Annotated in this window: 15 protein-coding genes and 1 pseudogene; all 16 read right to left on the reverse strand. The window is 31.2% G+C overall.

Features of this window, described 5'->3' with window-relative positions; all coding sequences use genetic code 11:
- Window positions 1-81: 81 nt before the first annotated feature.
- On the reverse strand, window positions 82-1,644 hold the full coding sequence (locus BUC23_RS14675; protein ID WP_073210757.1) for an ABC transporter permease: 1,563 nt from the start codon (window positions 1,642-1,644) through the stop codon (window positions 82-84).
- A 4-nt stretch (window positions 1,645-1,648) separates the two neighbouring features.
- Entirely contained in the window at window positions 1,649-2,509 is an 861-nt protein-coding gene (locus BUC23_RS14680) for an ABC transporter ATP-binding protein (protein WP_073210718.1), read from the reverse strand.
- A 518-nt stretch (window positions 2,510-3,027) separates the two neighbouring features.
- Entirely contained in the window at window positions 3,028-4,506 is a 1,479-nt protein-coding gene (locus BUC23_RS14690) for a serine hydrolase domain-containing protein (protein ID WP_073210723.1), read from the reverse strand.
- Window positions 4,507-4,862: 356 nt separating this feature from the next.
- Window positions 4,863-5,399, reverse strand: a complete 537-nt coding sequence (locus BUC23_RS14695; RefSeq protein WP_073210725.1) for a GNAT family N-acetyltransferase — start codon at window positions 5,397-5,399, stop codon at window positions 4,863-4,865.
- A 200-nt stretch (window positions 5,400-5,599) separates the two neighbouring features.
- A complete protein-coding gene (locus BUC23_RS14700; RefSeq protein ID WP_073210727.1) occupies window positions 5,600-6,151 on the reverse strand; it encodes a hypothetical protein in 552 nt (183 codons plus the stop codon).
- A gap of 232 nt (window positions 6,152-6,383) precedes the next feature.
- Entirely contained in the window at window positions 6,384-6,566 is a 183-nt protein-coding gene (locus BUC23_RS14705) for a hypothetical protein (protein ID WP_073210729.1), read from the reverse strand.
- 210 nt (window positions 6,567-6,776) lie between these two features.
- On the reverse strand, window positions 6,777-7,673 hold the full coding sequence (locus tag BUC23_RS14710; protein WP_073210731.1) for a cyclase family protein: 897 nt from the start codon (window positions 7,671-7,673) through the stop codon (window positions 6,777-6,779).
- 185 nt (window positions 7,674-7,858) lie between these two features.
- The gene (locus BUC23_RS14715) at window positions 7,859-8,707 is read right to left on the reverse strand and encodes an alpha/beta fold hydrolase (RefSeq protein ID WP_208609327.1); all 849 of its coding nucleotides are present in this window, start codon (window positions 8,705-8,707) and stop codon (window positions 7,859-7,861) included.
- 203 nt (window positions 8,708-8,910) lie between these two features.
- Window positions 8,911-9,342 (reverse strand): annotated as a pseudogene (locus BUC23_RS14720) (CYTH domain-containing protein); the annotation flags it as partial.
- Between the two features lie 149 nt (window positions 9,343-9,491).
- Window positions 9,492-10,316 (reverse strand): DUF5694 domain-containing protein, encoded by an 825-nt coding sequence (locus BUC23_RS14725; RefSeq protein ID WP_073210732.1) that lies wholly within the window; start codon window positions 10,314-10,316, stop codon window positions 9,492-9,494.
- A gap of 100 nt (window positions 10,317-10,416) precedes the next feature.
- On the reverse strand, window positions 10,417-11,307 hold the full coding sequence (locus BUC23_RS14730) for a CPBP family intramembrane glutamic endopeptidase (protein WP_244153816.1): 891 nt from the start codon (window positions 11,305-11,307) through the stop codon (window positions 10,417-10,419).
- A gap of 98 nt (window positions 11,308-11,405) precedes the next feature.
- On the reverse strand, window positions 11,406-11,936 hold the full coding sequence (locus BUC23_RS14735; protein WP_073210736.1) for a MepB family protein: 531 nt from the start codon (window positions 11,934-11,936) through the stop codon (window positions 11,406-11,408).
- A gap of 204 nt (window positions 11,937-12,140) precedes the next feature.
- Entirely contained in the window at window positions 12,141-12,863 is a 723-nt protein-coding gene (locus tag BUC23_RS14740) for a DUF4386 domain-containing protein (RefSeq protein WP_208609328.1), read from the reverse strand.
- Between the two features lie 50 nt (window positions 12,864-12,913).
- Window positions 12,914-13,627 (reverse strand): porin family protein, encoded by a 714-nt coding sequence (locus BUC23_RS14745; protein WP_073210738.1) that lies wholly within the window; start codon window positions 13,625-13,627, stop codon window positions 12,914-12,916.
- Window positions 13,628-14,345: 718 nt separating this feature from the next.
- Window positions 14,346-15,860 (reverse strand): carboxypeptidase-like regulatory domain-containing protein, encoded by a 1,515-nt coding sequence (locus BUC23_RS14750; RefSeq protein WP_073210740.1) that lies wholly within the window; start codon window positions 15,858-15,860, stop codon window positions 14,346-14,348.
- An 84-nt stretch (window positions 15,861-15,944) separates the two neighbouring features.
- A partial coding sequence (locus tag BUC23_RS14755; RefSeq protein ID WP_139259907.1) for a DUF4249 family protein occupies window positions 15,945-16,333 on the reverse strand: 389 nt, incomplete at its 5' end.

Consider the following 16,333-nt stretch of genomic DNA (forward strand, 5'->3'; position numbering starts at 1 on the left):
AATTAGCATCTCCAAAAACTCCATGGCAATTGGGACAAGACGTAGATTTTGATCTTTTTTTAGCTCTGGACATAATAAAAATTATTGATTCTTAATTTCTCGATTGCGTAATAAAAATGATGCAATCAAAACCAATAGTAATACCACAATCAATAAAATTAAATATTGAAAATCTTGATGAAATCCTCCGAAATAATCTACAAATGGAACGGCATTAATAATCGCATAAGTTACAGCAAAAAATAAAATCTCGAACAATCGTTTTCCTCCAGAAATTATTCCGCTAAATATTGCAAATGATACTAAAAACAAACTTCCGACAATTATTGCCAGGGTCGATATCAAATTACCTGCAATTAGTTCTCTGATCAGTATAGGAAAAGCCAAGAAAATAGCGAGTAAAAATCCCGCCAGAATTTGGGAGGTTAATAATCGATGTAAAGGCTTGAACGACGAATAAATAAAATTACTAGTGCCAAAAAACTTTTCTTTAGTTGACAAATCTGCCCAACGATTGATTTGTAAAAACCATAATACTGGCAGTACAATTTGATAGGCTTTATTTATCGGCAGCAAAACCAAAGCAATCATACCTCCAAAATTAATAAGCCAAAACCATTCTGGCCCTTTACGAATAAGCATTAGAAATTCAGCTTTTACAATCGGAAAAATTCCGAATTGTGGAGTTGCTTTTGATAATTTTGATAATTGAATTTCCTTTGCTTCGGTTTTAATTTCACTAACGATTAAGTGAAAATTTTTCTTTTTAGACAAAACAATAGTTTTTGAATCGAATCTATTGAACATTCTCGAAGCTATAAAAAGTAAACAAAAACCAATTCCAATCCAGATTATTCGACTTAAAATAAAGAAAACAGACCAGTCAGACCCTTGAAAATCAAAATATAACTTTTTCTGATTTTTGCTAAATAAATAACCCGCCGAAAAATCGTTAGTGCTGCTCGGACTTATAGTATTGACAGCCTCAACCATTTGATTAGCTAAATATTTGATTCCTAAAGGATCGATGTATACTAAACCTGAATAATTGCCAACGTTAGTCTTCGCAATGATAACGCCGAACAAACAGAAAAAGGCAACATTTAGTAAATTTGTTTTATTTCCAAAAATAATTTCAAATACAATAGCCAAAACTGAAACCAAAAATACACTTGGAACCGTTACTAACAAATAAGGCATTAAAAACTGAATAAAATTAAAATTTCCGCTTTCACCCCGGAAAATAAATATTCCTAAAGCAATCAAAATAATAACGAAAGTAATTGTTAATAAAACACAAAAATTACTTAATGCCTTGGCTAATAGATATTCAAAATTACTAACTGAAGTTGTGGCTATTATTTGCCCAACCCCGGTTTCTCTATCACGTTTTATGCTATTGTTAACCAGATAAAAACCGATAAGCCACAGAAAAGCACTTGCCATTATGGCGGTAACGTGACCAATCCAAGCCAAATTATTTTTTCCAACAAAATTGTTGACTCTTACCGTTATATAGTGAGAATCGTAGCTCGGAATAAAACTATAAGCTACATAAACACTTCCCAATAAAGTGATAAGAAAAATATAACTTCGGGTACGTTGAAGGTAGTCTGCTTTGATTATATTTTTATAGAGACCCATAATTTTATTTTTTAGTATGAAACAGATAAGCATCTTCTAAAGTTGCATTGCAAAGTGTTGCATTAACGGGTCTTACTTCGCCGACAAATCGAACCAAAATGTTTTCTTTTTTACGAACTGTATTTAAAATCAAATGGTTTGTTTTGAATTCATTTAAAGCATTTTTGTCAATTTCGAGTTCAAAAACCTTATTTTTAACGGCATCTATAATATCTTGCTGATAGCCTTGGGAAATAAGCTTTCCGTTTTGCATAATCGCTACTTTATCGGCAATGGTCTCAATGTCAGATACAATATGAGAAGAAAGAATGACAATACAATCATTAGCTAAATCAGAAATTAAATTTCTAAAACGCACTCGTTCTTCAGGATCGAGTCCAACAGTTGGCTCGTCAAAAATTAGTACTTTGGGGTCATTTAACAAAACTTGTGCAATACCAATGCGTTGTTTCATCCCGCCAGAATAAGTTCCGATAGGTTTTTTAGCTGCATCAGTAAGATTTACACCTTCCAATAATTGAGAAATTCTATCTTTTAAATTTGTTCCACCAATCCCTTTCATTGCAGCAATATATTCCAAAAATTCGTAAGCATTCAAATTAGGATACACGCCAAAATCTTGAGGTAAATAACCCAGAATTTTCCTGATTTGGTTTGGTTTTTTTGTTATATCTATACCATCTAACAAAATTTGGCCACTTGTCGGATTCGAAATGGTTGCAATAATTTTCATTAGAGTGGATTTTCCTGCACCATTTGGTCCGAGCAAACCCAAAATTCCATTTTCAATAGTCATTGAAAAATTTTGTAATCCAAATTTATTTTTATCGTATTGTTTGGAAATATTTTTTATTTCTAGTTTCATTTTATTATATTTTTATATTATAACATCAAAATACTTTTATTTTTCTTCAGTCAATTTCATTAGTTATAAAAAAAAAATTAAGTCCTTTATTTTGTCTTTCTTGTATATTTATTTTTCACAATGCGTACCATTTAAAATTCTAGTTTTAATGTTTTTTCTATGTTTCAATTTTAATATAATTATCACCCATAAACTATAACAGTTTTTTGGAAAAATTGAAAAAAATCAATAGCAACCATTATTTAATCTACATCAAATATTAATCATCTTTTACTTTTTGATATCACACAATAATTAACATTTACTTGCAAACATAATATATTACCGTAACTTATTAATAAATTTATTGCTAATATTTCTTTATAATTGCCAAAATAGATTAAAAATTTTTATTCAAAATAAAAATGATTTTTTTCTAAAAGATGCTGTTCATATTTTGTTATTTTTGATGATTTTTGATCTGGTCATGTTAGAGAAGTTTAGAAAATATAAAACATTGATTAAAAAGTGGACTAGTGCTAGATTTTATTGATCTTTATAATATTTTTGCCTTTCTTTAAATTTATTCCATCTACTTGATTTACACTATTAAAGGTAAACTTGAATTCATCACCTGGTTTTTCAACTAGAAAGAAATCTGTATCTGAAATAAAATTCAATTTATTTTTCTCTTTGCCTTGACAGATTATAATTTCATTATCTATTTTTTTTATTGATAATATATTACCGCCTATTTTGTATTCTCCTAAATAGGTTTCTAAAATATCATTATTTATTTTAACCACTTTTTTAATTTGTGGCTCATAAAACTGCTTCCAGTCATAAACTACAGCTACACTGTTTATAATTTCCATTAAAATTGCAGTGTTAGAAGTATTTGCCATTACTACCACTCCATTACCGCCTTCCATACTACCATAGTATTGAGCAACAAATCCTTCGTTTTTGCCCCCATGTTGAAAATAGGTCTGTTCTCCTTTTTTATCAATAAACACTCCTAACGCTGACTTACTATCTGTAAAGGGAGTCAATCTGATTTTCGTCATTTCTTGAGAAAGTACTTTGTTGGACTTATCCTGCATGGCTAATTGTGTTTCAATGATGTAACAAGCTAAATCAGTAGGATTCGTCCACAAACCGGCAGCTGCTTGTTCGGGATAAATATGAAATTTTCCTATTACTTCATTTCCATCTTCCTTATATGCGGTTGCCAAGACGTTTTGTTTATCGCATGAAATGGGTATTGTATAAAAACTATTATTCATTCCCAGCGGTTTTAAGACTGACTCCCACATGAAAACATCATATGGTTTATTAGTAATATCTTGTAATACTGCTTGCGAAATTGCAATTCCTCCCCCAGAATATTGAAATTTTAATCCTGGTTCAAAAGCAGAACGAACAGCAGGTGTAATAGAGGGCTTTTTTCCGTCTAAGATAGCATTAAGTGCTGGTATGGTATTCCCTATTTCATATCCGGGGAATCCGTAGACTTTTAGACCAGCAGTATGACTCAACAAATTGGCAAGAGTTATTTTTTTGCCCTTGGATAATGAATCATACGGAAACTTCCATGTTTTTAAATATTCATTGATATCCGTATCTAAATTTAATTGCTTTTCTTGAACTAATTTTAGAATACCAATTCCATTTATAGATTTACTTATTGAACCAGCTTGAAATAATGTTGCCGTTGTAACAGGACGTTGCTCAGAGCTATCTGCCCAGCCATAGCCCCTTGACCATTCGATTTTATAATCCTTAACAACTGCAATACTCACGCCATTCACATGATAAAAATCCATTTGTTGTTGTAATGTTTTTTGGTTCGATGCTCCCTCTACATTAACCCAAAGACCTAGATTGTTTTCTACTTCCGTTATCTTTTTTTCTATTTCAGGAGAATATTTTTTTTCCTGACTGTAAAGCGAGTTAATTACTACTTGTAAAAAAAAGAATAAAAAGAGGAAGAGATGATTGTTTGTTTTAATTTTCATAAGTATTTATATTTTAAATGTATTTGTCAAAGACTTGATTTTGTGAATGTTTGTTGTACCGTTTAGACTTCACAGATATATCATCCAAGGTGCATCTGAATTGTATTGTGCTGCTACAGTTAATGTTGACAAAAAAAAAGAAAAAGACGGTCGATTTTTATCATTTTAGTTGTAGGTTAGTTCATATGATGAAAGAGATTTTAATATTTGTGCAAAAGTATTGAGGATTCACTTATTTAGAACAGGACAAAAATGAAGTTTAATAGGACTTGTATGAAATTAAATTTGATTATCATCAATAATAATTGCATTACTGTCATTTTTTATTTAGTTATTTTTTCATCGTTTGCAGTTTTTTATTTTAACAAATCATTATCTAATGTTTTAGATAGAACTTTCTCATATACTTTTCTTGGGCTTCCTCTGAAATACACTTCACCACAAAAAGTGTAGCCCAATTTTTCAAAAATTTTCATCATTGGAATGTTGTCAAAACTCGTGTCTGCTTTTATGCTATATATACTGTTATTTAGTGCAAAATCTTCTATATGTTTGACCATCATTTTTGCTAAACCTTTCCCTAAATTATTTTTAGAAATGGCTACACGATGAAACACAACGAAATCATCACTGGTTAGCCACTTTCCTTCAATTTTGTCATATTCAGGTTCATCATTGATTGATACTGCACAATATCCAATTATTGTTCCTCCTTCTAACAAAATAAATCCTTCTTCTTTTTCAATATCTTTTAGAACAACTTCTTGATTTGGATAGCCGTCCTGCCATTGATTACTTCCGTCATCTTTTCTACTTTTTATAGCTTGTTGCAAAATTTCCCATATCTGGGAAATTTCAGTAATTTTAGCTTTTCTAAAGAGGTAATTTTTCATTGTGATTTTTCGTAATATTAAATGATTTTCAAAGTTTTAGTTTTAATCTGGTGCATAGAAGGGACCGGTTGAAAATTTTATTTGCACACGATTATTCTGTTCTTAAAAGTTCAGGACTCATTGCTCAGGTTATCAATTAAGGTTGATAAGCGAGTTACTCCGAAACGAGTTATAAGTTCTAATATTCACATTTTTAAGGATTAATTTATTATTTTAATTTTAAAGAAATTATCTACCAATACAAATAGAGTAATAAAAATGGAAGTTAAAATGATATTAATCATTTGAAACTTGATGTCTAATGAATATTTTTTAGATATTTTGTAAACTAATAAACCAAGAAATAAGCAAACAATAATAAACAAAGTGTAGGTCCCTATTCCCAAATCTCTACTTATTCTTGCTTCATCATTTGGTAAATTAAAACTCATTGTAAATGCTAATAATCTCATAAAAAAAGGAAGGAATAAAAAAGGGAAAAAATTTATATTTTTATATTTTTTCATTATTTCATAAAAAACAATTCCTTGAATTATTGTGAAAATTGGACCCGCTGCACTGATTACATTATTTTCCCAAAATTCCTTGTATTCACCTCCACCTGTTAATGAAACATAGTTTAATCGCATAGTCATTTTATATCCTAATAATTCCCCTGTAATCCAATGACTAAATTCGTGAAAAAAGAATGTAAAAAAAACCGCGATTAGTATAATTAGTGAGTATTTAGCTAATATTTTAAAATTAGTCATAGATTTTAATTTGATTTATATTTGGTTTTGGAAAAACAGGCAATATCACATTTAATTGCATTTAGATTTTTGACAGCATTTGTGTAACAGTTATTGATTCTGAACTCCATTTACTTTTTTCTAATAGGGGCTGATAATTTTATCTCTATTTAATTGCATTAATATAATTGAAGCCATACACAAAAGATTATAGCTTGCATCGTCCATTCGGGGCCATATTCTCCACCAGTTATTAATCGACTTCAGCTTTTTCATATACTATCTTGCCATTTTTACTTACAAGAACAGAACCATTAAAGCGGTTCAGCTCAACGGCTTTTTGGATTAAGGAGTCTATTTTTGTTCTGTATGCCTGCGCATTGGTGACAAATACTGTAAATAGAATTACAAACAGCGTTAGTGTTCCTTTTTTCATGATTTCTTTTTATTAATGTTATATTTTGTGTTAAAGTTAAATTTAGGTTTTGAGAACGACTACCGTTTGTGTAAATGGCCTTTTAGCGGATTAAGAAAGCCTAAACTTTCGGTTAATAACAAATTTTCAAGTACGAAGCCAACTTTAAATTAAGCCCAAAACCCGCAATAGCGTAAAACCTGTGATAGCGGTTCGTTGTTTTTCATTTCGTTAAACATTTTTTGTCAGTTTAGCCATTGCTCTTACTGGAAATGTCCCAACTCCTTTAAATTTGGGCGGAATAGCACTAAAAGTAGAACCGTCTTTGGGCAATAAATAAAGGTTGCAAAGATGTTCAACAATTAAAATCTCAGCTCCCAAAAGTGTCGTATGAACAGGTCTCGTTTTCCCTAATGTACTGTCAATATTATGAGAGTCAATTCCAACTAATTTAACACTACAATTTTTTAGATATTTCGCTGCACCTTCTGTCAAATAAGGGTGGTTTTCATAATATTTCTCTGTATTCCAATTACTGTCCCAACCTGTATGAATTAAAACTGCTCTATTTCTAATTTCGTAGTTTTTTAAATGTTCTTCTGTTATTTCCAATGTTTCTGAAAATGGTATGCTAATTACAATTGCGTCAAGGTCTGTAAAACATTCTAATCCAACTTCTGAAAGGTCTTTCCCGTTTTCAAATCTATGAAATGGGCAGTCAATATAAGTTCCTGTGTTTGTAACCATTTCAATTTTACCAATTTGAAATTCAGTTCCTTCGGCGTAAAATTGTTTTGAGTTTTCTCTGCTTAAATAATCGCAAACAATTGGTGCTGGTAAACCTTTGTAAGTTACAAGTCCGTGTTCAATTGTGTGGCTTAAATCTATTAATAAGTCATTCTCTATTTTGGCATTAATAGGTTTTCTTTTATGAGGATCGGTCAATATTTCTTTATTCAGTATTTTAGTTTCTCCTACCATAAGAAGTCTTAAATCTGCTACAATATAGTGCGCAAGTTCTTTGTCAGAGATATTATTGCCCAATATATCAAGTCGAAAATCCTCGCCTTTTATGCTTCCTCCGTTGGTAAAGTATATTTCAAAGTCAAATTTTACTCTTTTGTCCAAATGTCAAATTATTTATAATCTTTGTTTCTGTGTCGTTCGTTTACAATGACCGCTAACGTGCGGCTTGGCGATGTGGCGGATTAAGGAACCCTAAACTTTCGGTTAATAACTAATTTTCAAGTACAACGCCAACTTCAAATTAAGCCTAATCCCGCCATATTGCCGACGGCAGTTGTATGCTATTTTTATTTGCTTTTTAAAAAGTCATCAAGAATTTTATTGAAAATTTCTGGTTGATCCATTAACGGTAAATGTCCAGCATCTTGAATTACATTAAGCTTTGCATTTGGGATAATTTTAGCTGCTGCTTCACCATATTCAACAGAAAATAATTTATCATCTTTCCCCCAAATGATAAGTGTTTCATTTTCTATTTGCTTTAATAATTCTTCTGGTATTTTAGATACAGCGGTTCCACGTCCTTGCTTAAATGCTTTTTTTCCCCCTTTAGATTTGAGAACGTCTATTGAGTAGCCAATATGGTTTGGGTCTCTGTTTGTGGGTTTATGGAGTAGATAAGGTGAATTAAAACGATTTGCCATTGATGATGGAAAACTATTCATCCATATTGTTCCAATTAAAGGCCAAAAAGAAACTTTTGCACCTAAACCTGCAGAGTCCACTAAAACAAGTTTATCAACCATTTCAGCATTGTCTATAGCAAACTGCAACGCAATAGCGCCACCTTGAGATAATCCGACAATATGAGCCTTTGCTATTTTCAATTCTTTTAGAAAATCTTTTAGCCACTTCGAAAAATAGGGTCTATTATAAGGTGCATCAGGTTTATCAGATTCTCCATATCCAACTATATCTGGTGCTACTACTTGAAAATTTTTAGAGATTGTATTAATTGATGGATACCAAGTAACAGCACCTGCACCAGCTCCGTGCAGGAAAATTACAGGTTCACCATTGCCACATAACAAATAGGTCGTTTTAATTGTTCCAATAGTCACTTCTCTTTGTTCAACTGATCCTTCAATTTTGTCGATTAAATGTTGCCTATAGTTTTTTTTATCTTCTCTTTTCAAGTTTTTCTTTCTTTAAAGTTGATGTCTGTCTGCTTAAATGGCATACAACGTTTGGTCACTTGGCAATGTGGAGGATTAAGGAATCTTAAACTTCCGGTTAGACACTGATTTTCCAAGTACAAAACCAACTTCAAAATAAGCCCAAAACCCGCCGTATTGCCAAACTGCTGTTAGCTGCAGCTATAATTGTTTTGTATTATTAATTATTTACTTAACAACAAATCACTATACGATGATTTTTCTAATTGTTCAGATTTGATTTTAAAATAATCATAATAAAAATCACATTGTTCTTTTAGTTTTTCAGTTGTAAATGAGTTGTCCTTATCAATTGCTTCCACTTCCATAAAAGTCCCTAAATTTTTTACCTGATGAAAATGGAATTTTACATTATCAATACAATAGATTTTTCTAATTTTATCTACAATAATTTTTATTCCCAACTGTAAAGCCAACATATCTTTAATCGCTTTATTGAGTTTGTGGCGATAAAGTATAACTTCAGATTTTTTTGAATCGGCTGTATTTTCTCTGATATAATTAATCAAAACATTCTCGTTGTCATTTTCTCTTAATTTTAATCTTCCAATTTTCACATTAAAATAGGTGTAAATTTGCTGGTATTTTCCTTGTAGTGTAGGATTTAAATTTAATTATTTTTCTTCGTAAGTTCCTAAAGCATCAATTTTAGCCTTGAATTCGAAATTTTTAATATTCATTTTTATTTTTTTATTTCGGTTTTCCATACTGTTTGTCAATGGGGATATTAACAGACGGCTACTATTTATTTTAAGTAATCGTTAACTTTTTGCAAATTATATTCAGGAGAAGAGTCGAAAAATGAATTTAATAAAGTCATGTGTCCTGCGCCAAAAATAACCAATATTCTATCTGTTGGATTTGCCTTTATTTTTTGAATATTTCTAAAAATTCTCAAATTTCTATTGAACCACCAACCTGTGACAAAATCGGCTCCAAAAAATTCATTGTCTTTCGTTTCATATTTAAAAATGCCGATCAAATACGTACCAAAATCCTTTTTGATATTATTGCTGTTGTTTTTTTGTATTAATTCTGCTCGAATCCCTTTTGTCTTAAAGATTGGTTCAGGAAAGTATTGTTTTATAGTATCAGTACATTTATTAAAATAATTCATGAATTTTTTATTTTCAAGGCTGTCTTTGCCTTCTAAAACGGGATTAAGCGTTTCATAGTTTTTTCCCCAATCGTTAACGCAGTACAAGGTTTTCAGTTTCATCATTTTGGCAATTCTGAAACCAATCTGATCTACTTCATCACGTCCTAACTTATATTTACCTTCCAAATATTTATTATATAGCGAGTCATATTTTACCTGCTTAATAGGGTCTCTTTCAATAACGATAATTGTTGGCTTAAATTTTGCAATTCGTTCAGTGATTTCTTCTATTTCTTTTTGATATTTTGGTTCCAATACATCAATTTGGTCATTATTACTTGTCTTGATCAAGTCTAAATTTCGAAAAGCAAAATGGAATGATCCCAATGTCAAAACTTCAGTTCTTTGTTTTGATTGTGCAAATGTAGCTGTGAGTAGTAATATCAATACTACAGTTAGATTTAATTTCATAATCTTTTGTGTTTAATTTGTTTGTTAGTCCAGTTTAAAATTTTTAATTCAGTTAATATTTTTCAGCGGTTGTGCAAAAGCTACTGCTAATGCGCGCTGTTTACTTTTTCCAATAAGGAGGAATTATTTTATTTTTACTCATTTTTATTAAAATGATGGCAGCCAACACACAAAATATTATTGCTTGGATTGTTGCTTCTGGACCAAATTCGCCCCCTGTAATTAAGTTGCTTCCTGTAATTTTAGTAGTTAGTAAACTTGAAGTTTTTTCATTACCAGATGTAACAGCTCCAAAAATTCCAGATTGCATGAAATTCCAAGCAAAATGTATGGCAATTGGGAACCACAGATTCCTGGCATAAATATAAGCAGCACCCATTAGAAAACCGGCCTCAATACCAACACACAATCCTGACATTAAAGTACTGTTTGGATTTGCCAGATGTAATGCTCCAAAAATAATTGCTGTAATTAATAAAGAAATGTAGCTGCCTAATTTCTCTTCCACTATTCGAAAAATGATACCTCTAATTAAAATTTCTTCAAAAATGGCCACTGAAAATGCGACTGTAAAGGGGATAATTACATATGAAAATGGATTGACAGCAACTATTTCAAAACCGCCACTTAGAATAATTACTAATATTGTGAGACTTTGTAATAGTATTCCTACCAGTGTACCAATGATGATATTTCTAGCTATTCCTCTATTTGAAAATTCTGCTATCGCTCTTTTTTCGTATTTTCTAAAAAAATAGATATAGGCTGCAATGACAGCTGCAGATGAAATTAGACCTTTAATAAGATTTCTGTAATTTTTATCTAGTGAAGTTAGATCAAGTAATTTACCTGACAATTGCTGCGCGAGAATAAATGCAATAAAACATACTAAAAGACCCAATATGATTCTTATTAAAGGGGAATTAAAAAAATTTTGCTTGGTGATTGTTGTTTTCATAAATTTTAAAATAAGTTGTTTAAATTCTTGCAATAAATTATTCTCTACCTTTTTAATTATATTTTTTTATTCGTATCAGTAGAATTGTCGCCGACCAGTCTTCTATTGCTATTTTTAGAAGCTACTTTAATTTAAATTAATATAGCTTTTATCAAATTCAGTTCGGTTGAACTATCGTTTTTGATAGAAATAAAAAATTTTGTTTGCCAATTTTGAGTTAATTCTGCTTGCTTATTTGTAACCTTGTCCCAGGGTGGATAAACTCTTATTCCACGTTTTCCAATTTTTCCATTTTGTGTAATTATCCCTTTTTCAGCTAAAACCACTTTCGGAAAAATAAATTGACCGAAATTTTTGCCATCCCTTGATGTAATAATGATAAAATCTATATCATCATTGATATCAAAAGGTTCTGTTATACCTTTTTTATCTCTTTTCCAAATTGTTACAAACTGCCCCGTTTTCGTTGGGGTAATTTTAGATACTCTGTGCTGAATTATCTTTTGGTTAAGCTTAAAAGTACAAGCGCCATATTCTTCACTTTCTGAATTTAGTTTTGGGTTTTCAAAAACAAAATCACATTTATCATAAACTTCTTTTTTTGCTATTTTTAAGTCCCGGTGAAATAATGTTAAAAGGCTTATTTTGTTTACATTTTCCATACTTTACTTTCGCTATCGATGATTTAACTTTCGTTTTTGTGAGATATAATTATTGCTAATGATATAGCTGCTATTCTAATTATTTAATTATAATATAATTCGTACTAAATTATAGGTTCGAATACTCATTAAAATCAACTTGATCTAGTCCCAAATAGCCTAGCGACTGGCTTGAGCTTCTGGATCTTTTTTACATTCCCTTTCTCATTTACTCTCGGTGATGGGCGATGGTTTAAAACCCTTGACAACAAGATATATTCCCAGCGAGAACTCCCATAGGGCAATTGGAACTGCAGTAAGTGCTGTTAAACCGTCATGTTGTCCGATGAAACCGAACAGTACGGCTATATCGCCTGCAATGAGCAGTAACGCTCCGACGAATCCAATCAAGGGAAGCACTCGCGGTACCAGACTTGATTGATACAGTAGGTATCCCAGCAGCAGTCCATTCACGGCCGGCATTAAACTTTGTCCGATCAGAAAGATACGATCATAAAGAATAACAAGTGAATGGCTGGTGACCAAAGCATCGGCACCTGCTCCAGACTGTCGCAAGCTCACTATGGACAGAAGGAACGAAACGCCCACAAATATTGTACTGGCTTCTAATATTCTGGAGGCAACAAGTCCCAGTGCAACACCTTCATTCTGCTTCTTTAATATCGGAAACAGAACAACGGCAGTACCGATTCCAGCAAGAGCCACGATTATCTCTAGGATAGCTCCGACGATGACAGCGGTGTCAGGACCTGAACCAACGACGTAGTTTGATTCGTGTATTGAGCCGTAAAGCGCAAGGGTTGGTATGGAGACGAAGGTTAGTAAGTACAGAGCACCAGCGGCTAACGAGTTCTTGCGTAGTGAGCTCAACTTGGTTCTTCTCGTTGTTTCATCGTTAAACATTGCAGTATTTTTGTTAAAATTCACTTTTTTATGTTTTAAATTTAGAACCCACTTTCTGCGAAATGCAATATATTTTATTTTTTTTCTAGTGGGTTAGTTTTCCAAGCTTTTGAAAAATGTACACTAACCATCAAAGCCCTGTTATATATTTCCTCATTATAGGAAATATTACTTAGGCCATAATTGTATCTTATGTCCAACGCGATTCTATTTTGTTTCAACGGAAACTCAACGCCTCCACCCATTTGAATTCCTGCATCAAACCGCTTAAAACCGTCACTTGAATTATGAAAGGAGAGTTTAGTAGTCTGATCGCCAATTTTCCTCTTTCCACTAAGATTATAGGCAATGGATGGCCCTGCATTAACATAAAATTTACCAACATGAATGAATTTACCAAAATGAAGGCGAGCAAGTACCGGTAATTCTAAGGTATTTAAACGAAGGGTTGATTCGTTGGTATATAATGGATTATTAACCATTAACTTGCCTCCCTTTTTCATAAAATACAATTCAGAAACTACAGAAAATCGGGATGTTATACCGGCTTGAAATGACAGCCCCGCTTGTAAACCTTTAACAGGCTTTTTATAATCTGTTAACATGCTGTTTGACCTACCATAATTAAGGTTTGTACTCTCCACATTAATCATAAGGTCTAAATAAGTTTTTGCCGTCTTTTCCTGATTATTGATTTTTTTTGAGCCAACTTCACCGGTTTGACAAAATACATTTGTATACAAGAAAATCATACTTAGCAGGAGTCCAATTTTTACTTCTTTTTTCATGATAATTTTTTATTAGTTATTTAGTGTTTTTTCGTGCAATAAAATTCTAAATCGTATTGAGTTTAAAGCGCCTTGTTTCATTGATCATGCTTCACATATGGCTCTTGGAAATGCTGGTAAAATTCATATTTACTAGATAGTTATTTATTGTTGTTTGCTAGATAAAATGATGATTTGGTATTGTTTGTGCGATTAACTGTTTTTTGTTTTTTCCATAAAAATTGATTTACCAGTTTAAATTGAGTAATTTGTTATAAAAACTAAAATTCTATTAACTTTTTTACTTTTACTATCTTAAATTTCTTCTATGACTTTTCCCTTGCTGATTTTTAGTGTTGAAGAAATGATTTAATTCCTCGCTTTTAAAGAAAACTACTTCTTTTTACTTTATCTGCTGCTTTCTCAAGGTTTTATAAGTTATGAACTAATTATAGTCAAATTAGGAATAAAGATATTATTTTTTATTTCCTCATGTATTTTCTTTTTCAAATTTATCTAGTATTCTTGTGTTTAAGAGATGGCTAACGTTCTTGTTATTAATGTTGTAATAATTTATTTATTACTTTTTATAATTAATCTCCCTCCTACTCAACTTAGATAATCCTTAAGGGCAAGTGCTAGCTTTGCCATTAGTTACATAATAATTTATTATTATTTAGAACCGTTTAATCATATAAGTTGTAAAAACTATATTGATCTACTCCCAGGCTTTTATTAATTAGTTAATGACTCTAAATTGCTTTATTTCTTCCAAAGGCTCAATGGTAATAAAATCTTTCCATATCGTAGGATCATAGCGTTTAAGATTTACATATTTAAACTCTTCCTCTTTAAATTTATCGTAAGAATCTTGAGTGATTTCTGATTTTGAAAGATTTAAAAATTCCGTCTTATTAATGACATTTCCTTCAATTTTAATGTCAAAGGCAGCCACATCTTTTTCTCCGTGGGTCAACTCTATTAGTTTAAGAGGACGGTCTATATATAAATATCGACCTGTTTCCATCGAAAAATATTGTAAAAAATAGCTGCTATTGTTTGGATTTTTCTTGTAGATAATAGTTCCTTTTCCTGCGTTTTCTGACATTTTGATTCCCAATATAAATTTCATATTGACTCCACTGACTGTTTCTCCTTCTACTAAATCATAATCACATCGCAGAACAGCATAATCCGTCATCGAAACATATAGTTTTCCAATGTATTTTGCTGAACTTTTTCTGGGACTGAACTTCAATACATAAACAAATTCATCTTCGTTGTAATACATTTTACCATCATAAGCATAATTATAAAGCTCAGGTTTATTTATAAAATTGAGTTTGTCACTTTCTATGAAGTTACTCTGATCTATAATTAAGGTAAGGTTTGATTTTGTACTTGATAATTTATTTTTTTTAATTTTATTTTTCTTCTCATTGAAACTTTTTCTCAATGAAATAGTATCGTGAGAACCAATAAGGCCACTTTTAAATCTGTAATATTTAGTTGTATCTAGATGTTTGAGAAAAATATTTTCGGCCATTTGTTTCATATCCTGAAGAGCTACTGATTGATCTCCATTCTTAAGGATTGTCGCTTTTACTACTTCAAGCTTGGGTATAACAATGGATTTGCTGTTCTGCTTTAAAGTACCAATATAGTAATTGCATAACAAATCTTTAAATTCAATCGGTGGGTGCAAGCGCAGATTGGAGGAAAATGTATTTAGATCTGTGTTCATTATTTTAAGTTCCTGTTTTGTAAATCCTGTTGATTTTGTAATTTTTACATCATATAAAGATGGCCTTAAGGAATTAGTCTCTCGGTAAAAAATTAAATCTTTTGTTGGTACCCCACTACTTTTGTAATTAATTTGCAGATTATTTTTTACTTTGGACATGATTGTGTAAGGATCAGGCTTTTCATTAGAAATATACACGGTCTCTAATTCAAATGCTATTGGTTCCAAACGAATAATATAGTTCTGCGCTTTCAATTCGCCTATAGTAATTTTGCGCTCCAAGTAACCAAGATGTGAAATGGTAAGAAGAGATTCATCGCTTTTAATACTTTCCGATATTGAGAAATATCCTTCAGCATTAGAAATAAAGGCTAATTTTTCGTTAGTAGTTATATTTGCATAGGCAATACTTTCACCACTTTTGGAATCCGTAATATGTACGATAGGGTTCTGCGCAAATCCTATCTGGCAGCCTAATAGAGTGAGTAAATAAAACAAGGTTCGTATCATAGTATATATTTAGATATAGCGGCTAATAATTGTAATATCAATTACTTTGTTGATTATTACTACTTAATAATTATATATATTAGTTTATTGGATTGTATAATTTTTCACATCGACTTCACTCAATCTGAAATATCCTAAAGGATAATTATCAAAATTCGATTGATTTTTTATATTTCCCTTCACATTTGCAGGTGGAGACTGAAAGGGTCCGCCGCTTGAAGTTCCCGAAACACTTAATAGTTTACTCATGTAATTAAAATACGTTTTTGATATTCCATAGTGGCTGATTTCAACTTGCTCGCCCGCTTTAGCATCTTCCTCCAGAACAAGACTAAAAAAGGTATTTCCCTGAAACAACAAATCATCATCTAAAGAATATTCTGGCTTTAAGTTTTTGGTGAATTTGTATTTGTAGAGATAGTAATTATCTTGAACAGCAGGATCATTGAAAAAAGTTTTTATTTTTAAAAAGT

The sequence above is a fragment of the Flavobacterium xinjiangense genome (assembly GCF_900142885.1).
In the GTDB taxonomy this organism is placed as follows: Bacteria; Bacteroidota; Bacteroidia; order Flavobacteriales; family Flavobacteriaceae; genus Flavobacterium; species Flavobacterium xinjiangense.